Origin of the sequence: Dyadobacter koreensis (assembly GCF_900108855.1) — a bacterium.
GTDB lineage: Bacteria > Bacteroidota > Bacteroidia > Cytophagales > Spirosomataceae > Dyadobacter > Dyadobacter koreensis.
The window spans coordinates 281,266-300,212 of the sequence record NZ_FNXY01000001.1 but is presented as its reverse complement, the minus strand read 5'-3'; the positions used below and the strand labels follow the sequence as shown (position 1 = coordinate 300,212).

The following is an 18,947-nucleotide window of genomic DNA, read 5'->3' as shown; positions in this document are numbered from 1 at the left end:
ATGTTAAAACTTAATGGTTACACTTGCTGAAAAGCGTCTCGGTGTCTGAGGCTGTAGAGACGTATTCCAATATCTTTCATTGTTGAGATTGTCCAGTTTAAGGCCGATACGATAGCCGGGCTGCTCGAAAAACACAGTCGCGTCCATTACCGTGTAGGCCGGAATCGTGAACTCGCGTGCGGAATTGTTAATCACAAACTGTTCTCCGCTGTAATTGAAACCTGCACCTAAGCCCAGGCCTTTCGCCGCACCGGAAGTGAGGCGGTAACTTGCCCAAAGATTCGCCGTGTTTTCTGCTCCCGAGTTGGTCGGGCGGCGACCATTTACGTTCTCGTTGGCTTTTTCGAGTTTGCTGGCATTGTAGGCATAACCGGCCAGGATATTCAGCCCGTAGACAGGATTGATGATCAGTTCAAAATCAATGCCTCTGCTGGTCTGATTACCGTCCTGGATCTGGAAACGGTTTCCGTTCACGGGATCTCTTTCCATATCGGTACGCAACTGATTGACTACTTTAATATCGTAATAGCTGATTGTGGCGCTGATTTTGTTATCCAGCACGTCGAATTTTACACCGGCTTCTGTCTGATTGGCAAACTGAGGTTTGAAATTGGAAACGGAGCCGTCTGGCTGGTTTACTGGTGCTACAAACTGGTAGCCGTTCATGTAGTTAGCGAAAATGGCAACCTTCTCTTTCACAGGCTGATATACCACCCCAAATTTTGGGGATAATGCCGTCTGCTTGTATAGTCCGGTGGTTGTATTTGCAGTATAGCTATAAGAACCTTTGTTATCAAAACGGTCCACACGTAGGCTCAGCATGACCATCAGGTTCTCAGCCAGGTTGAAAACGTCAGAAAAATAGGCGCCCATGTAATTATATTTTGCCGAGCTTCCGCTGTTTACGGTGACGGCTGCCACTTTATTTTTGATTTCATTAATGCTGATCGCAGCGTAACGTTTACCGGGATTAATAAAATTGACCGTATCGTAAACTGCGCCGCGCGTATTTGGGAAATCGAAATTAACGGAACTGTAATCCAGTCCGGCCACGATGCGGTTGCGGAAGCCAGCAATTTTGAAATCACCGATAAAATTCTGCTGGACCTGCGTGGCTACCTGGCGGGTATATTGGTCCCAGATGTTGCGGGTAACGGTAGAATCTGTGATTGTGTTAAGTGTCATCGCAGGGAATTCAAATTCAACAAGACTATTACCAATGTTAGTCTGTGAAGTCCATTGGCTGCTTATTTTGTAATTGATCTGCGAGTAAAGGTTTTGGGTCCGTGTAGTGGCAATGATCGAATTGTTGGTAAATGACTGTCTGTACCCGATTTTCAGATGATCAATGCTGGATACCTGCACATTGGTGGACGCAATGGTGTTTCCATATATATTGGTACCTTTTCTGCCATAAAGTTCAGCATCAAACAGTACCGACAGGCGGTCATTCACCTTAATGGATAAGGTTGGGGCCACCAGGTAGGTTTTAGAAAAACCGGCATCCTGAAAACTTTTTTCACCGTGCAGCGCCGTGTTGATTCGGAATAAAACTGTCTTTTCATCGTTCAGAGGCGTGTTGATGTCCGCAGTCAACCGGTTAAGGTTCCACGTTCCGGTTGTCAATGAGACCTGTCCTTTGAAAACATCGAAAGGTTTCTTGGTCACCCGGTTAAAAAGTCCTCCAAAAGTGGATAGGCTTGCTCCGTAAAGTGTTCCCGATGGGCCTTTTATCGCCTCAATTCTTTCAAGATTGGCCGGATCAATTTCCGCAACGGAAGATGTCCCAACGCCATTTCTGGCCGCATTGCCCAGGTTAAAACCCCTCGTTACGTTCATATAACGTCCGTTGCTGGAATGCGATACACCGGAATTGGCACCCGGAATATTTTTGAAGGCGCTTTTATAATCGGTCACAATCTGTTCTTGCATAATCTCTTTGGAAACCACGTTATAAACCTGCGGGTTTTCCATGTTTTTCAGTGGAAGCCGGGCGATATATTCCGATTCTTTCTGGGCGAAACGGTTGGTGTTTCCTTTAACGAGCAGTTCCTGTAATACCTGGGCATTTTCTTTTAGAGAAATAGCGGGAACCGTAGTTTCACCCTTTACTTCGATATATTGTTCGATCGCGCTGTATCCTATCAGTTGCACATACAAGATATAATTACCAGCAGGCACTTTTTTAATGCGGAAATGACCTTTGGCGTCGGTAATTGTCCCGATTTGGAGGTCTTTAATGCCAACATTTACAAATTCGGCGGGCTGCCCGTCAGAGGTTAGGATCTGCCCATTGAGACTCCCTGTCTGTGCGCAGGTATCTGAGACGGACATAATAAGAATTAAGAAAATAAGAGATAATATTCTCATAATGGAAAGATGAGTGGGTGAAATGATTGATACTAAAGCATATTTGGCAACTTTCACCAAAATCGTATCGCACCTGCCGATCGACTTACCAGATTTGCCCAAATGTTCCCCTTCGGCGTTTTCACTTGTAGAGGTTTTGAATTTGTAGGTACCAGACCAGATAGTGTAAACGATGCCATACGGTTTTTATCGGAATTAATAAGCATATTCCCAGCATTTGAAGAAGCGAGATCTACATGTGGTTTTTCGCTTGGGTTGTCTTCGAATAGCCTGGTCAGGTACCAAGGCTGGTTTGTTTCGGCTAATTTTTGAAGCATCAGTGAAAACCTTGATTTGAATACCATTGAAAGTTGGTCATTTCCCGCAGGCAATTTATCTGCTTTGACTATGGCACTTGCGCGGAATTCATAAATCGTCGAATTGCCCGTTTCTTTCGAAGCCTTACTGATCGATGACATATATACGCCGTCTTCATGGTGAGTGAAGTCCGAATTAAAATGATCATCACCCGCCACAGCTGCCCGTTTAAATTTCCGTCTATCCGGTATGGTTAAATAAAGCTCCAATTCCTTGGCATACAAATACCCGTCAGCCAGCTTTTTAGATTGATCGTCCCGGCTCAAGTAGGCAATTTTAATGGGGTGTTTGCGGAATGTTTTTTCAGAGGTATCGTTTTCCATCCAAAGGCCGTGGCCCAAAAGATTGTTTAATAATCTTGCTTTCTGAGGCATTAGAGATAAAGAAGTTATCATTTAATTAAAATCGCGGTTTAATTGTATTTAGACCAATTATAATTAATCAAAAGTATATGCCGTAACGCAGCTTTGCAACATTTAGTCCGAACTTTTTAAATAATTTAGGTTGAAGCTTATGGAATACCGCAATGTTTTGTATTTATGCATCAAACAATTTAGGGACGCCTGAACCGAGCATTCGATGGGGGTCTATTGGTAATAGTTGTATGTGAGTACTTAAAGTTTGACAGTTTTGAAAGGGTTTTACCTGTCGTTATTTTTTGGAATAATTTTTCCTGTGACTTGAGTCCACCCGGCAAGATTTTTCGCAATTCTTTTAAACACGCCGATAAAAGTGCGTCAGCGAATTGTACGCTATTTCCTTTAACGTGTAGTAGGAAAGGGATCATTACACCGCAATGCACAAATGGTTTTCTGTCGGTGTGGGAAAGGCGAGAGCTCATCTGGCTGAAAGGGGAGCTTGAAAATTATCTGGTACGGGCTGTAAAATGGTCATCGCTGAAAATACTGAGAATTGCCATGATCTTTTAAAGCGCCTCGTTGCTTTCGCAACAGCAGAGCATCAACAGACCAACAGGGTACGGGAACAGCTTGCCTTTCATGGCCTCTGTGAGCGTTTAAATTTTCTTTCATACAATTTGACTCAACAGTAAAACAGGTTTTCAATGTTAGCCATGCAAACCGGCTTTTGAGCAAAAGTGTAGCGCTTTCTATAAATATTCTAGAAGAAATCGCTAAGGCGCTAAGATTAGTGATTAGTGCATTAAGAAAATGAACCTATATTTTTCTTTGAAAGATCGTTAGTCTGAATTTTCTTTACGTGATTAAATAATCTATTACCCACCATAAATAGCCCATGAAAATGAAAAGTAAAAGAATTTTAATTCCCGTAATTTTGATCAGTTCTTTTTTTGCCTGCAATAAATCCGGTAAAGCAGATACGCTGAAAGAAAAGTCAGAGCTGGTGAAAGACACCGTAGTTACCGCAGATGAGACCAGTAGAGAAATTCCTGCGGATTCTATTGACCTCAGCAAAGTTTCCTTCAGTGAAAAAGAATTGGATGCGTTTCCCGTTTTTAATCCTCCGGCTGACTTAGTGCCACTCAATAAGCCACTTATCCGCGACTTCGACAGACTGTTTTTTCCGACTCAAAAAGGTATGGTTCCTATCGAAGGAAAGGTTTATAAAGCGTTTATAACAAGTATTACAGGTAAGGAGTGGTCTTTGCCGTATTTTGAAAAAAGTTATAAAGATCTAATCACAGCGTCCGGAGGTGTGCTGATTTTTCAGGGGAAAGTATCGCAAAAAGAACTCGATCGTATCAAAGACGAGGCTACGTACTTCGGCGAAGAGGGCTCAATTGATTATACCAACAATGTGGTGAAAGTTTACGCGATCCGTAGAAAAGAGGGTGATCATGTATTTATACAGCTCTCAGGTTACAGCGCGGGGGGATCGATCCAGATTCTACAGCTACCCAAAGCAGCCAAGTAATCGAATCATTGCATCATAAAAACACATTTTGCTGAGTGATTGACTGTTATTTGTAATTACAGGTTTTAAATGATTTTAGAAAAATTCTTTTGCCATTGATGAAAAAATTCATTTTGCTTTTTAGTTTTTTATGCGCTAACTATTCGATAAATGCTCAAAAGGTTTCAGAGCCTTCATCAGAAAGACATCCTGAATGGACTAAGTCTTACCCCTCATTCCGCATTGCGGGGAATCTGTATTACATTGGTACTTCTGATCTGGCATGTTATCTTATTGTAACGCCTAAGGGAAATATACTGATTAATACCGGACTTGCATCTTCTGCGACCGGAATTAAAAGGAATATTGAAAAACTGGGTTTCAAACTTTCTGATACAAAAATACTTCTGAATACACAGGCCCACTATGACCATATGGGTGCGATGTCTGTTATAAAAAAAATGACTGGTGCCAAACTGATGATCAACGAAGGTGATGCCTCAGCAGCAGAGGACGGCGGACTTTCAGATTATAGCTCAAAAGGAAAGGTGCGGGATTTTGAGCCTGTACAAGTAGATCGGGTATTACATGATCGTGATACAATCAGGTTGGGCGGCATGCAGCTGGTGATGCTCAATCATCCCGGGCACACCAAAGGTTCATGCAGTTATTTGTTTGATGTGAAAGATGAGAAAAGAAAATACAGAGTGCTGATTGCGAATATGCCAACGATTGTAACGGATGAAAATTTCTCAGACATAGCTGCCTACCCTAATATTGCCAAGGACTATACCTATACTCTAAATGCAATGAGGCACTTAAGATTTGATATCTGGCTGGCATCACACGCCAGCCAGTTCGGTCTGTCTGATAAACATAAACCCGGTAATGCATATAACCCCGAGGCCTTTTTTGATAAAAATGGTTATAACCAGCAAATCAGTGATCTGCAGAAGGATTTTGATGAGAAAATGAAGGGGGATAAATAACTGCTTCGCAATATCGTGGAAGTATTGGAAAGAATACAGGGAAGGTTTGAGAAGACGATTACCCTGTTCATGTGCAGCATAATAGGAGGTTGCAAAGCTTAGTCTTTGTATTGAAACCTGATGGATAGGAAACCAGATTTCCAAGGTAAGTATCATCTGCTGTATTGGCAATGCGTAGAAAATCGGAGCCTATTGACAACGGTAATTCAGAAAGTAGTTTCTCGACAGTGCGGTCAGTACTGACTAAGTTAAAAAGATTAAAAAAAGAGTAGTAAGGAAAAGTTAAAACCAAGTTGATGGTCATTTTTCTACAGATTCAGTAATGCAAAAGATCCGAATTCTCCAAAAACGGACACCAAGACTTTTTTTACTAGCTGTGTTTTCTTCAAGACAACCTACGTAAGAAGCCTGTGAAATCCACGTTTTAAACAGGCGGTATCACCATTGTACTGTACGCCTCGATATTTTTGTCAGCAGCGGCAAATGTGACACTTATACATTTCTACCTGTGCATATGCTTTAAGCGAAATTTAACGATATGAAAATGGGAACGTTGTAACCGTATAGGCTGGAAGGTGGTAATGACATTGGGTAATTTTCGAGAAAACTACATATTAATAGTTTCACACTAAATGGTATCGAAGGTGATCGTGCACATTATCTACCGAAAGCAAGATGAGCAATTTTTAAAAGAAACCGTATTTGCGTCATGCTGCCGAAGAGGGGTATGGTTGATGTGATAGGAAGGTGTTTGCTTGCCGCTTTTAACCAATAAATAATAACGTAACACTGTTTGGTTAACTTTCTGATAGACTTGTTGTTCAGTAGCTGATTTAGCCATAAGCAATTGACACTAAAAGTTATGTCAAACAGCAGTATTTCGCGGATTGAAAGTGTTTGTATAAAATGGATGGTATTATCGATGCTGTATATCTATGTATGGGGAAATTATTAAATTTCAACCTAATCATGGCGAATATACCTTTTCATTGATTTATTCTGCGCTGAAAATGTTAATTACGACGCAGCTTTATTATCGTTTATCATAAACGCCACTGATACGGGTTTTCTTGGGAGTCGTTGACAAGACCGTATTTATTGAAGCAGTCAGAACGAAGCGTAAATAGTCATTTTTTGCTGTTGATTAAATCGGTTCACGCCTCTATATGAAAATGATTATTTTAACAACCGAATTTCTTGCGATATAGCTATTTTTGCTATTGGAATGCTTCTGGTAGCAGTTTGCGAAGTGATTCAAGTTTTGGGTTTTTGCTGATTCATACCGAAATTTTTTGCGGGTACAGAAATGGTTGCATAAGACGGTGCAGCTGCTGAATCGGGATCTGTTGGACTGGATAAGTATGAGTTGTGGTTTTCGGCGCTACAATGTTTGCAACGAAGGTCTTTTATCCAAGATCTGCAAAGAGAATTAGCGGATTTTATGTTGTCAATTTTACGTTTGACATTTAGGGAGGTGGTTCCATGAAGAATTTCCTGGCTGGCAATGATATCTTTGTTGGGCATTTTTTTGTCTCTTAATAGGTTAGTTTTGCATAAACGTATCAGTTAATGAAACAGTCAATCCACAAGCATGAGGATCTCTTACAGGTATTTGGCCATGGCGGTCAGGCTGTTACAGGAGGGTTCTCGGTGGAGCTTAACAGTGTTGTCCGTAAGAAAGATTTTGCCAGCGAACATTTCAGGTCTGATTATATCATCATTTGCATGATCACATCAGGAAATATGACGATGGGAATTAATTTTAAGAAGTACAATGTACCTGTGAACGGATTTATACTCGCACCGCCCAATGCTTTGAAGCAGTTTATCCAGGCTAGCGAGGACGCGACCGTTTCAGTTATTAGCTTCACGGGTGATTTTTTAAACGGAATTGGAATCTCCAATCTGAAAACGGAGTTGTTTGAATATTTTTCAACAAGGTTCCTGCCTTTTTGGCAACTGGACCAGCAGGCTGCGGATATGGTTTTAAAGTTGATGGGGGAGTTAAAAACGCGATATCTGGGCGCAGATGACCACCCTTATGGCAAAGAATTGTTAAACATTGCTTTTCAAACATTCCTCTACGAGATAGCGGCTCTAAGCAGAATATATTCAGAGCCAGTCAGTAATTATGTTTCCAGAAAAGAAAATCTTGTCATGGAATTTATACAGCTTGTTCAAAAACATTTCAGAACGCAAAGGATGGTAAATGCTTATGCTGGTCACTTGAGCGTCACAGCGAAATACCTTACTGAAACCGTTAAGGAGATCACAGGCAAAAACGCCGGGGAAATGATTGATGATGTTGTAATGCTCGAAGCAAAGTACCTTCTTAATGATCCAGCACTTAATATTAGCCAGATAGCCGATATGTTAAATTTTAATGATCAGTCATTATTTGGAAAGTTCTTTAAACGCCATACGGGGCTTTCACCAAGGGATTACCGTAACCTGCTTTGAAAAGAACAAGTTTTACTATGGGCTGACATTCAATAAGAAAGACATTTTTACCAGAAAATTTGTTCCCTTTTGATACAATATGACGCTTTTGGCTTTTGAAATTATGATGTTTGCTTCAAAATTTTAAAAGCTTTAGGTTAACGATAGGCTGTTAATCTTACTTTGAAGCATTATTTAAGCGTTTGTGCTTTTTCTCTCCTCATATAACAGATCGCTAAATTTTATTTTGTCGAAATTATTTAGCAAAACCGACTTTTTGACCAATTGAACCGATTTGTAAACCTTTTAAGTCTTTGCCGCAACAGCCAACTTTGCAAACAAACTTTTAAGGTTTCTACGATCACGCAAAAAATGAAAAAATCTTATTTTATCAGACCAGCTTTTCTGCCGGTCTTTTTACTTACCTCCATTGGCACCTTACTGGTTGGCTGCTCAGCAAAAGAAGAAAAAAAGGCGAGCGAGCGTGCTGTAAAAGTTACAATCCAGCAGATTCAAAATCGGGGGCAGGCAGAAGAGCTTAGCTTTTCCGGTACGATTGAGGCTGACAATTCTGTTCAGATCGGTTTTTCGGTTCCCGGAACCGTCAGCTCAGTTAAAGTCGATGAGGGGCAGCATGTTGGCACAGGCCAGCTTTTGGCTGCAATTGATGCAACTGAATACGATAATGCGCTGCTGATTGCCGGTGCCGGTCTTGAACAGGCCGAAGATATGTATGCCCGTTTGAACGGCCTGTACCAGAAGGGTAGTTTACCGGCAAAGGATTTTATCGAGATTAAAACGAAACTGGCTCAGGCAAAAGCAAACAAGAATCTTTCTATGAAACGTGTTGCCGATACAAAACTTTATGCACCGATGTCAGGGATTATTACGGTAAAATCGATCGAACGTGGTGCTATGGCCGCTCCGGGCGCGGCAGCCTTCACCATTATTAAAACCGATCAGGTATATGCCAGGCTCACAGTACCAGAAAGTGAGATAGGGAAGCTTACAAAGGGTCAGAGTGCCAGCGTTTTTATATCTACATTAGATCAGACATTTACAGGTAGAATCGCGATCATAAATCCTCAGGCTGATGCTGTCAGTAAATCCTACACAGTCAAAGTTCAGCTTCAGAATCCGGGCGGAAGACTGCTGCCGGGTATGATAGCGCAGACGAAAATAGCAACGGGTAAATCATTGGATGCCATTACGGTTCCTGCAAGCGCAGTGATACGGGATGCCGATGATATTACGTATGTTTTTGTAGCGGGTGATGATCAAAAAGTTACAAGGAAAAGAATAACCGCCAGTGGTGTTCAGGGAGATGATGTGATCATTTCCGATGGATTAAAACAGGGAGACAAAGTTGTAGTAGCAGGCCAGACACGGTTGAAAGACGGAGCTTCGGTCATTTTATAGCGGTTTAATCATCGGGTTTAAATTTGGGAAAGTAATCATCAGTGGCGGATCAATTTCTGTTCTGCTCAAAACCTTGTTGTCTTAAATCTTTCATAATCAATGGAAAAACATAAAATGAACTTTATCGAAGCGGCAATGAAGTACAAGCAGGTCACGATCGTGGTCACGCTGCTTCTGACTTTGCTTGGCATCAACGCGCTGCTAAATATGCCCCGAAGTGAGGATCCCAAGATCGATATGCCTGTGGCGTTGGTCATGGCTTTTTATCCCGGTGCAGATGAGCTACAAATGGAAAAACAGGTGACCAATAAAATTGAGCAGTATCTTTTTTCTTTTGAAGAAATCAGAAAAGATAAAACCAAGTCATCAACCAAAGACGGGCAGGTTTTTATTACCGTCGAGCTGCATACCAGTGTAAAGGACAGAAAGAAATTCTGGTCTACGCTGCAGCATGGATTGAATATGAATATGCCCTCTGTACTTCCGAAAGGTGTTTTGGGTCCAATGGTAAATAGCAATTTCGGCGATGTGGTTGCACAAATGATCACGGTTTCTTCCTCTCAGCGCTCGTACGCTGAAATTGAAAAATATCTGGACGATCTGGAGGACGGGCTCAAAACGATTCCGACGGTCTCAAAAATCAACAGGACAGGCGGGCAGAAGCAGCAGATCTACATTAAGGTCGACAACGACAAGTTGCGGCAGTATGGGTTTGATGTCAGTACCCTGACAAGAGCACTGCAAATGCAGAATGTAACCGGATATTCGGGAGAGCTCACCATTGTTGGGAACAACATCCCGATCTTTGCCAACAGCCAGTACAGGACTGAATCCGATATTGCCAATCAAATTGTTTACAGCAAACCGGATGGAACGGTAGTCCGTTTAAAGGACGTTGCGCAAATCGAAAGACGTTACGAAGAAGTGTCTTCGTATATACGAATGGGTGAGGATAAGGTGATGATGCTTAGCATCGAAATGCAGCCTGGTAACAACATCGTTCAGTTTGGTGATATCGTTCAGGATAAGATCAAAGAGGTTCAGGCTACACTTCCGCCGGATGTCAAAGTGACCACCATTGTTGATCAGCCCAAAGTGGTTGGTGACAGTATTTCGCACTTCATGGTCGAATTCGGCATTGCTATCCTGGCGGTAATTCTGGTGGTGATGTTTCTGCTGCCATTCCGGGTAGCGTCCATTGCCTCGGTGGCTGCGCCGATCTCGATTGCTATTACCTTTGGCATAATCAATATTATGGGTATCGAACTTCATCAGGTAACGCTGGCGGCGCTTATTATCGTACTTGGGATGGTGGTTGACAATGCGATCGTGGTGGTTGATAATTATATTGAAAAACTAGATGAAGGTGTTACGCCATGGACGGCTGCCTGGCAGTCTGCGACCCAGCTTTCGCTGCCGATTTTCACGGCAACACTGGCTATTATCTTCGCCTTTGCACCCCTGGCATTTTTTCTGAACGGTATCACCAAAGATTTTATTGCTGCTTTGCCGCTCACGATCGCTGTCGCACTGATCGCTTCCATGCTCGTTGCGCTGCTTCTGACTCCATATATGTGTTATGTATTTATCAAAAAAGGTCTGAAACATCAGGTCAGCGACCGACCTCCTAAGAAAAGCCTTTTGGATTATCTGCAAAATGCGTTTAATACAGGCGTCGAGTTTTGTTTTCGCTGGCCGAAGGCCACGATGACTGCCGCCGTAATTTCGGTTTGTCTTGCCTTTTTTACAGCCGCCAATGTACAGCAGGAATTTTTCCCGAACTCGGAACGAAATCAGTTTAATGTCGAGGTCTGGCTGCCAAGCGGAACCTCTCTGCCTATGACCGAAAGTGTGGTTAAAAAGGTTGAAAATATATTAAAAGCAGATAAACGGGTTGCGGGTTTATCGAGTTTCGTTGGAACAAGTTCCCCGCGTTTTCAGATGACTTATGCGCCGGAAACGCCACGGAGAAATTTTGCGCAGATTTTTATCACCACCACAAGCCCGGAAGCGACCAATGAAATGGTCAAAGAATATCTGGACAAATTCGATGGACTAGTGCCAGATGGTTATGTCAGGATCAAGCAGCTGAGCATGCAGGCTGGTTCACCCATCGAAGTAAGGGTTATCGGAAATGATCTGAACGATCAGAAAAAAGTAGCTGCTCAGATTACGAGTATTCTCGAAAAACAGGAAGGAACTAACTGGGTTCGCAGTGATTACGAGCAGGACTATATGGGTGTTTCTGTTAAAATCAAAGAGGACGTTGCCAATCGCTTGGGGGTGTCAAACCAGGCTATTACCCAAACGCTTGGAGCAGGCCTGAAAGGTTATTCTGTTTCTACGCTTTGGGAAGGCGACAAACCTGTTGATATTTTCATGCGTCTTGGCGAAGCCAGCAGAAAGGATTTTAACGACGTGGACAATCTTTACATCAGCACGCTTTATGGAGGGAAAGTACCTTTGAAAGAAGTGGCTCAGTTGGTGCCAGCCTGGCATACGGGTACACTGGCACACCGCAACGGTCTACGTACACTTACTGTTCAGGCAGAAGCGCAGCTTGGAATCAAGGCCTCCACGATCATGGCCAACGTGATTCCCCAGATCCAGAAGCTTGAATTGCCACAGGGTATCCGGATTGCCTATGGTGGAGAGCTCGAATCCAGTGGCGAAAGCGCGCCGGGTATGGGCGTTTCATTAGGGGTGAGCTTAATTCTTATCTTTATGACGCTGCTGTTCCAGTTCAAGAACTTTGGAAAAACGCTGATCATTCTGGCTACATTTCCTTTGAGCCTGCTGGGCGCTTTTTTAGGGCTGTATGTAACAGGCAACCCAATGGGATTCACTGCTTTTATGGGCATTATCTCGCTGATTGGCATTGTGGTTCGTAACGGAATCATTCTGGTCGATTATGCCGACGAGCTTGTCATCGAACATGGTTACAGCATCAAGGCAGCGGCACTCGCTGCTGCAAAAAGAAGAATGCGTCCGATTTTCCTTACTTCTGCGGCAGCGGCTGTTGGCGTCGTACCGATGATCGTAAGCAAATCCCCGATGTGGGGACCTTTGGGTAGCGTGCTGGCCTTTGGTCTGATTGTATCGATGATCCTGACGCTTTTTGTTGTTCCGATTTTATATTATCGCTTTATCACGCCTGTGGCAGAGCCTGAAACGCCTGAGCCGGCAAGCGGGCACATTCAGTATAAACCATCTCATGCTTAAAAGTTGATTCAATTTGGAATATGTAGTGCTTATCGATGTGATGGCAACCAAGTTCGTCACATCGATTTTATAATCTTCGCTTTAAAACCATTTGTAAACGCGCGTTTTAAATATTTAGAAGTGTAGTGAAAAATCATTCTAAGCAGCGATTAGTTGAACACTTACAATTTTATACCCTGCAAAACCAAAAAACCGAAAATCATTAAAATAAATCGAAACTTAGAAGATGGGAAAATATCCTCATATGTTAAAGCGCGTAAGCTCATGTTTGCTTTGCCTATTTTTACTTTCGCGGCATGCGGATGCGCAGAAAAATATCACCCTGGCAGAAGCACAGCAGATGGCTTTAACACAAAATAAGAAATTGAAATCGGCACGGTACAATATCGAAGCTGCCAAAGCTGCGCGTGAGGGAATCAACGGTGCGGACAAACCAATGGTGGACGGTTCGGTGCTTGGATTTTATGTTGGAAAACCGCTGAATACGTTGCTGCCTGAATACGGCGTAAGCCCATCAGTGCTGCTAAAACAGTCGATTTATGCAGGTGGGAAGATAAAGCTGGGAAAACAGGCGGCTGATAAGGGAATTGAAATTTACCAAGAGCAGAAATCACTAGCAGAATCCGAGGTATTGTTTAATGTGCAGAAGGCCTACTGGCAGGTGGCCAGTGTCAGCGAAAAGATAACCCTGGCCACCACCTTCAAAGCACTTTTGGAATCACTGTTGACCCAGCTGACAAATTCTTTTGATGCAGGTATGATCTACAAAAACGATATACTCAGGGTTCAGGTGCAACTTAACGAAGCAGAACTTAATTTAAGCAAAGCAAAAGATGGCTTGATCATGGCCAAACTAAATTTGTCTCAAACGATCGGTATGCCCGGCAATACTGATATTGTACTTGCAGATTCGGTGGTAGGGACTTTCAATCCTCTGGTTGATGATCATTATCTTACTGCTGCTGAAAACCGCCCTGAGATTCGCTTGCTAAAAAAAGCAATGGAAGCTCAGCAGCTGCAGGAAAAACTTTTAAAGGCGGATTTTAAACCAACTGTAGGACTTCTTGCCAGCGGATTTGCAAGTTTTGGTCCCAAAATGAATTTTGAGAATGGCAATAATGTGCTTTCTTCTTATCTGGGACTTGTAAGCGTCAGTATCCCGATCTTGGATTGGGGACAGAAAGCCGGCAAGGTAAAAGAGCAGTCTTTTAAAATAAGCGCCCAGCAGATGCAAATACAGGAAACGCGCGAGCTGATTTCGCTGGAAGCTCAAAATGCTTACTTACAGCTGAACCAGGCCGCGAGAAGAATCGATCTTTCCCAGGTTTCTGTGCAGCAGGCCAATGAGAATCTCCGTTTGAACAACGACCGTTTTAGCGCAGGGACTGTTACCGGCCAGGATGTTTTGGAAGCGCAGACCCTTTGGCAGCAGGCCAATAGCAATGTGATCGATGCTAAAGTAGAGTATAAAATAAGCGAAGCGGCCTATAAAAAAGCCGTAGGCGATCCCCAATAATCCAAGTATGGCAAGTAGTCCGACGATCCTGTATATTGATAATGAAATTAATAATTTGATTTCATTCGGTGCTTTGTTTCGTAGAGAATATAAAATAATCCCGGCCAGTTCGGTAACAGAAGCCTTGACAGTTCTTAAAAACGGACTGGTCGAAATCATTATTTGCAGTAAAAACCTGAACGGGATGAGTGGTATTGAATTCTTGCGATTAACCATTTCCATGTATCCAAACAGCACACGTTTGCTGGTTTCAGACTACATCAATCTGGATACAGAAAACAAAGCACAGATTTTTAATTATCTGATCAAACCCTGGGATGAAGTTAAAATCAGGCAAATTCTCAAAGAGGCTCATGCATTGTTTGAGATAAAAGAAATTATAAGCAAAAACAGCTGGTAATGAACGGCAATTGTCAATTATATATGGTAGTACCATGATAAAAACTGATTTGTGTATTATAGGGTCAGGCCCTGTTGCGTTGTTTGCAGTTTTCGAAGCAGGGCAGCTTAATATGCGTTGCCATTTGATCGACGCAAGACAGGAGGCGTACAAGGCTTATGAAGATTTACAGGATAAACACTTATGCAACATTCTGATGGAAAAAATCTCTATTTATAAGCCGAGTTTTTCAAACGGAGAATGGGTGAAAGAGTTGATTCACGAAGACGACGATCAATACATTTTGATAACCAATAATGACACAAAAATTTATTGCAAGTCCCTGGTGTTTTCTGCTGGTTATGAAGAAGAACTCTCTCTGGGTAGAATCCACACCTCTGATGAGTTCAATGTAAAGTTTCGGCTCTGAGAAGGTTTCTAGACTTAGATGAATGATGACAGATCCATGCCTATTACAATACCTTAAATTTTGTGATTACTACCTATCGTGGGACAGAAAAGTTGGCTGGCCTACTATGAAAGACGGATCGAAACTTTCTAAAACCAAAAACGATTGGGTAGCGGACCGATTGACAATTCCTTAAATCCGGGAGCGTCAACCTTCACGCGAGAACTTATTGCAGCAACTTAGGTCCTGTATAATACGAATTGCTCATTAGGATAGGGATAATATATTTATGGAAAATGTCCCATATGTTACGGATACTTTGAACAGATCATATTTTCACCCGTTGGTAATGCATTGGTTTGAAGTGATTTATTATCCCGCTGAGCAAATGCAAACTCAAAATATGTTTTACTTCTTCGATTTTCCGCATCTCCCGATTATCCATGGTCATTTTTTGAGTAATATTATGTGGTTGGTACCTATTAGGAAATCAAAAAAAACCGCTTAACTATCAGCAAATGCATCGCTATCACGATTTTCTATCGCATACCCCCCACTGACATTTTGAAAAGAGGCTCTTTTGTCTTCGACTGAAAATCATCTTTCTGACTGCAAGCCCTTTTTAGCTAGAAAAAATGGAATGGTTAAAAATCCATCCACGCCTTTATAAGTCCTGCCTTATCACGGCTGACGATGATATCGAGGGCCGGATTTTTTTTTAATTCAATTTTTAGCTTGCCGTTGAAATAATTGTGGATATGCCTGATAGAATCGATATGTAAGATTATTTGACGGTTAACGCGGAAGAAAAGTTTCGGGTCGAGCTGTTGCTCAAGCTCTTCGAGTGTTTGAGCCAGCACTACTTCACTGCCATTCTGTAATCTTGCCTTTGTAACCTTGAGTTCAGAATAGATGTACTCTATGTCGCTGGTCAGTAGACTCTTATAGCCATCGCGAAAGGGCAAAAGAAAGCGGCTTCGGTAGACGTTCTTTTGAAGATGGTTTAAAAGGCTATCAATGGATATGGTCTGATCTTTTTGCTGCCGGTTTTCTGCGGACCGGAATGAATGCTCCAATTCATCCTTCTCAACGGGTTTTAATAGATAGTCGACACTATTAAATTTGAACGCCCGTACCGCATATTCGTCATAGGCCGTGGTGAAAATGATCGGGCATTGGGGTGTAACCTTTTCAAATATTTCAAAACTAATTCCGTCTGGCAGGCGAACGTCCATCATGATCAGGTCTGGACACTCGTGGGCTTGGAGCCATTCTATACTTTCCGATACACTTTCAAGCACGCTGACGATATTGACGGCTGGTCTTACCGCAGCGATGAGTCTTTTTAAACGGTCCGCATTTGGTTTCTCGTCTTCAATGATCAATATGTCCTTTATCATGATTTTATCAATGGAATCGATACTGAAAAAAAATAATCATTCGCTGTGATCACAGGCTCTCTGTCTGACAGAAGCAAATACCGCTGGGCAATATTCTGAAGACCCAGGGAAGATGAGGGTTCTTTTTTTTGTAAAGGGATGATAGAGTTTGAAACAATTAGTTCTGAGTTTTGGCCACTTTTAACGGATATTTTCAGTGGATTGGACTTGAGAAATTTGTTGTGTTTCATCGCATTCTCAATCAGCAGTTGTAAAGTCATTGGCGGCAGGTGAAGATTCAGGTGGTCTGCATTAATGTTGATTTCAAAATGAATCCCGCTGCCGGCACGGTGTTCGAGCAGAAAAATGTAGGCTTTTAAAAATTTCATCTCATCTTCCAGCGTAATGAGGTCTTTTCGTGAGTTCAGAAGCAGATAGCGGTAAACTTTGGAGAAGTTCTCAGCATAATCATAGCCGAGCTGCTGGTCTTCAAGGATAAGTTCCGACAAGACACTCAGATTGTTAAAAACAAAATGGGGATCCAGCTGCAGTTTCAAGGCCTGCAATTCTGCCTCGGTGGCGGCTTGCTGGTGCTGTGCGGATTTCAGCTTGTGCTCTGTGGCTTCCAGGGCAGCATTTTTCCAGTTCAGAATCAGATAATCTCCGGTATGTATTGCGCTAATGGTGAGGGCAATAAAAATACTGACTGTGAGCCATTGCCAGTACCAGCGGTTTTCGTTATTGTCGCCAAAAAGCTCCGAACTGACATCTTCGAGTAGATACATAACAATGAGCTGGCTGAAAATCAGCAAAACCACGCTGGCCACATTGAGCAAAGTTTCTACCGCCAACCGGCGTAGTGGCGTTTCTATCCAGGGTAATTTTTGATTTAGCCATTCATGAATTGAAATACTGGATACGGCTATCAGCGAACAGGACATCAGCGACAAAGCCCATTCTATCAAAATGTCCATCGCATTTCTTGCAAAATACTGCTTCCACCAGATGTCGTAGGGATTGAGCATGTATGTGAACACGTAGAACATCACAAACGAGAAACAGGCCAGCAGGATCAGCTTGCTTTTTCTGGTTATCAATTGACTACGTGCTTTTTCCATATCTGACTTTTCAGTAATTGAACGGCTGCGAAGTTATACAATATTTCTGCTGCAAATTAGGATGGTTCCGGAACAGGTATTCAGGAAAATGAACCGAATCGTAAAAATTAGCTACCGAGTCGGAGAAAATTATTAACCAGACCGTCATTATGTAAATTACTCATGACCGAAAACCCATAACAGGGGCGTAATAAGATGTGCGAATGACTGATCATTCGGTTCTAAACATCCCGCGATTCAGTTGCCAAAAACTACGGTTCAGTCAAAAAAGTGCTTTAAGAGCTTCATGTGAGAGATTTATTTGCCAGCAAAATTAATCTATGAATCATGTTTAAGTTCACTTTTAAATCAAAACATATCACTGCCGGACTATGGCTATTATCAGTAGCAGCCCTTTCTGGTTCTTGCGGCACAAAGGCAGATCAAGGTGGTTATGGCCAAATGCCACCGCTGGAAACGGATTTCATCACACTCAGCAACGGTAACACGCCAGTGGAAACGAGCTATCCAGGTGCGATCGAAGGAAAGGTGAATGTCGATGTGAAAGCGCAGGTAAGCGGATACCTGGAAAAGATATATGTGACAGAAGGTGACTACGTGCAAAAAGGTCAGTCGCTTTTTAAGATCAAAAGTGAGGTTTTCAAAGAGCAGGTCAACAGCAGCGACGCGGGTTTGAAATCCGCATTGGCAGCACAGGCCAACGCTAGTCTGGAAGTCGAAAAAATAAAGCCTTTGGTAGAAGGAAAAGTGGTATCCGATATGCAATTACGTTCGGCGCAGGCAAGCTTAGATGCTGCCACAGCCCAGGTGGCCCAAGCCAAAGCGGCCCTGGGGTCATCGAAGATCAGCGCAGGCTTTGCCTTGATCCAAGCGCCCGTCAGTGGTTATATAGGACGGATTCCCAATCGCATTGGTAACCTGGTAACACCTTCGGATGCGGTGCCATTGACCACTCTGTCAGATATCAATTCAGTGTTTGTCTACTTCTCGATGAGCGAAGCCGATTTCATTGCATTCAAAAAGGCAGGCAATCACAAAGCAGCAAGGGTGGAGTTGATCATGGCCGATGGCTCTGCCTATATAATGCCAGGTAAGCTGGAAAGTGCCAGTGGCAATATCGACCGCGCAACGGGAAGTATGAGTATGAAAGCTGTATTCCCAAATCCTGATAAGCTCTTACGCTCGGGAGGTTCTGGGAAAATTGTGATCCACAGGATGTTGGATAATGTATTGAAGCTGCCGATGGCTGCCGTAAAGGATATCCAGGATAAATATTTCGTCTTCAAACTGGCAGACAGCAACAAAGTAGCCATGACTTCCATAGAGATCAGCGGCGCGTCAGGCAACAGTTACCTTGTAAAATCCGGTTTAAAAAAAGGCGATCAAATAGCTGTGAACCGTATTGATGCACTCATTGAAGGAATGGTTGTCGCGCCCAAGACAGTTTTAGCAGACTCACTTTCCAAGTAATTCCAAAG

The 18,947-nt window shown here is 42.7% G+C and carries 13 protein-coding genes; 9 read left to right on the top strand and 4 right to left on the bottom strand.

Annotation, left to right across the window (positions count from 1 at the left end; genetic code table 11):
* Nucleotides 1–3 precede the first annotated feature (3 nt).
* Nucleotides 4–2,334, bottom strand: coding sequence for a TonB-dependent receptor (locus BMY70_RS01265; RefSeq protein WP_177196925.1), 2,331 nt, complete (start codon nt 2,332–2,334; stop codon nt 4–6).
* An 89-nt stretch (nt 2,335–2,423) separates the two neighbouring features.
* Nucleotides 2,424–3,122 carry a hypothetical protein gene (locus tag BMY70_RS01260; protein ID WP_143072026.1) on the bottom strand — a complete coding sequence of 233 codons (699 nt, stop codon included), beginning with the start codon at nt 3,120–3,122 and terminating at the stop codon, nt 2,424–2,426.
* 865 nt (nt 3,123–3,987) lie between these two features.
* Here BMY70_RS01260 and BMY70_RS01255 point away from each other — a divergent pair.
* The 8 genes from BMY70_RS01255 (at nt 3,988) to BMY70_RS01215 (ending at nt 14,993) form a co-directional block, all read left to right on the top strand.
* Nucleotides 3,988–4,620 carry a hypothetical protein gene (locus BMY70_RS01255; protein WP_143072025.1) on the top strand — a complete coding sequence of 211 codons (633 nt, stop codon included), beginning with the start codon at nt 3,988–3,990 and terminating at the stop codon, nt 4,618–4,620.
* Nucleotides 4,621–4,718: 98 nt separating this feature from the next.
* A complete protein-coding gene (gene bla / locus BMY70_RS01250; RefSeq protein WP_090331060.1) occupies nt 4,719–5,588 on the top strand; it encodes a subclass B3 metallo-beta-lactamase in 870 nt (289 codons plus the stop codon).
* Nucleotides 5,589–7,157: 1,569 nt separating this feature from the next.
* Nucleotides 7,158–8,048, top strand: a complete 891-nt coding sequence (locus BMY70_RS01240; RefSeq protein WP_090331054.1) for a helix-turn-helix domain-containing protein — start codon at nt 7,158–7,160, stop codon at nt 8,046–8,048.
* A gap of 351 nt (nt 8,049–8,399) precedes the next feature.
* Nucleotides 8,400–9,446 carry an efflux RND transporter periplasmic adaptor subunit gene (locus BMY70_RS01235; protein ID WP_090331051.1) on the top strand — a complete coding sequence of 349 codons (1,047 nt, stop codon included), beginning with the start codon at nt 8,400–8,402 and terminating at the stop codon, nt 9,444–9,446.
* 99 nt (nt 9,447–9,545) lie between these two features.
* Nucleotides 9,546–12,668: an efflux RND transporter permease subunit gene (locus BMY70_RS01230; protein ID WP_218148546.1), complete on the top strand. Its 3,123-nt coding sequence runs from the start codon at nt 9,546–9,548 to the stop codon at nt 12,666–12,668.
* A gap of 244 nt (nt 12,669–12,912) precedes the next feature.
* Complete coding sequence (locus tag BMY70_RS01225; RefSeq protein ID WP_218148544.1) at nt 12,913–14,184, top strand: TolC family protein; 1,272 nt, start codon at nt 12,913–12,915, stop codon at nt 14,182–14,184.
* 7 nt (nt 14,185–14,191) lie between these two features.
* Complete coding sequence (locus BMY70_RS01220; protein ID WP_090331046.1) at nt 14,192–14,584, top strand: response regulator; 393 nt, start codon at nt 14,192–14,194, stop codon at nt 14,582–14,584.
* Between the two features lie 34 nt (nt 14,585–14,618).
* Nucleotides 14,619–14,993: an NAD(P)/FAD-dependent oxidoreductase gene (locus tag BMY70_RS01215; protein ID WP_090331044.1), complete on the top strand. Its 375-nt coding sequence runs from the start codon at nt 14,619–14,621 to the stop codon at nt 14,991–14,993.
* Nucleotides 14,994–15,616: 623 nt separating this feature from the next.
* On the opposite strand, the gene BMY70_RS01210 is transcribed toward BMY70_RS01215, so the two are convergent.
* Nucleotides 15,617–16,372 carry a LytR/AlgR family response regulator transcription factor gene (locus BMY70_RS01210; protein WP_090331041.1) on the bottom strand — a complete coding sequence of 252 codons (756 nt, stop codon included), beginning with the start codon at nt 16,370–16,372 and terminating at the stop codon, nt 15,617–15,619.
* A complete protein-coding gene (locus BMY70_RS01205) occupies nt 16,369–17,469 on the bottom strand; it encodes a sensor histidine kinase (RefSeq protein WP_090331038.1) in 1,101 nt (366 codons plus the stop codon). Before BMY70_RS01205 ends, BMY70_RS01210 begins: the two co-directional genes overlap by 4 nt.
* 327 nt (nt 17,470–17,796) lie before the next feature.
* On the opposite strand from BMY70_RS01205, the gene BMY70_RS01200 reads away from it, so the two are divergent.
* The gene (locus BMY70_RS01200) at nt 17,797–18,939 is read left to right on the top strand and encodes an efflux RND transporter periplasmic adaptor subunit (RefSeq protein ID WP_090331036.1); all 1,143 of its coding nucleotides are present in this window, start codon (nt 17,797–17,799) and stop codon (nt 18,937–18,939) included.
* Nucleotides 18,940–18,947: the final 8 nt, after the last annotated feature.

Excerpts from the sequence above, each read along its gene's own strand:
- bla (WP_090331060.1), top strand. The coding sequence starts at position 4,719 with ATGAAAAAATTCATTTTGCTTTTTAGTTTTTTATGCGCTAACTATTCG.
- BMY70_RS01210 (WP_090331041.1), bottom strand. The coding sequence starts at position 16,372 with ATGATAAAGGACATATTGATCATTGAAGACGAGAAACCAAATGCGGAC.
- BMY70_RS01205 (WP_090331038.1), bottom strand. The coding sequence starts at position 17,469 with ATGGAAAAAGCACGTAGTCAATTGATAACCAGAAAAAGCAAGCTGATC.
- BMY70_RS01220 (WP_090331046.1), top strand. The coding sequence starts at position 14,192 with ATGGCAAGTAGTCCGACGATCCTGTATATTGATAATGAAATTAATAAT.
- BMY70_RS01265 (WP_177196925.1), bottom strand. The coding sequence starts at position 2,334 with ATGTCCGTCTCAGATACCTGCGCACAGACAGGGAGTCTCAATGGGCAG.
- BMY70_RS01255 (WP_143072025.1), top strand. The coding sequence starts at position 3,988 with ATGAAAAGTAAAAGAATTTTAATTCCCGTAATTTTGATCAGTTCTTTT.
- BMY70_RS01260 (WP_143072026.1), bottom strand. The coding sequence starts at position 3,122 with ATGATAACTTCTTTATCTCTAATGCCTCAGAAAGCAAGATTATTAAAC.
- BMY70_RS01200 (WP_090331036.1), top strand. The coding sequence starts at position 17,797 with ATGTTTAAGTTCACTTTTAAATCAAAACATATCACTGCCGGACTATGG.
- BMY70_RS01225 (WP_218148544.1), top strand. The coding sequence starts at position 12,913 with ATGTTAAAGCGCGTAAGCTCATGTTTGCTTTGCCTATTTTTACTTTCG.
- BMY70_RS01240 (WP_090331054.1), top strand. The coding sequence starts at position 7,158 with ATGAAACAGTCAATCCACAAGCATGAGGATCTCTTACAGGTATTTGGC.
- BMY70_RS01235 (WP_090331051.1), top strand. The coding sequence starts at position 8,400 with ATGAAAAAATCTTATTTTATCAGACCAGCTTTTCTGCCGGTCTTTTTA.
- BMY70_RS01215 (WP_090331044.1), top strand. The coding sequence starts at position 14,619 with ATGATAAAAACTGATTTGTGTATTATAGGGTCAGGCCCTGTTGCGTTG.
- BMY70_RS01230 (WP_218148546.1), top strand. The coding sequence starts at position 9,546 with ATGGAAAAACATAAAATGAACTTTATCGAAGCGGCAATGAAGTACAAG.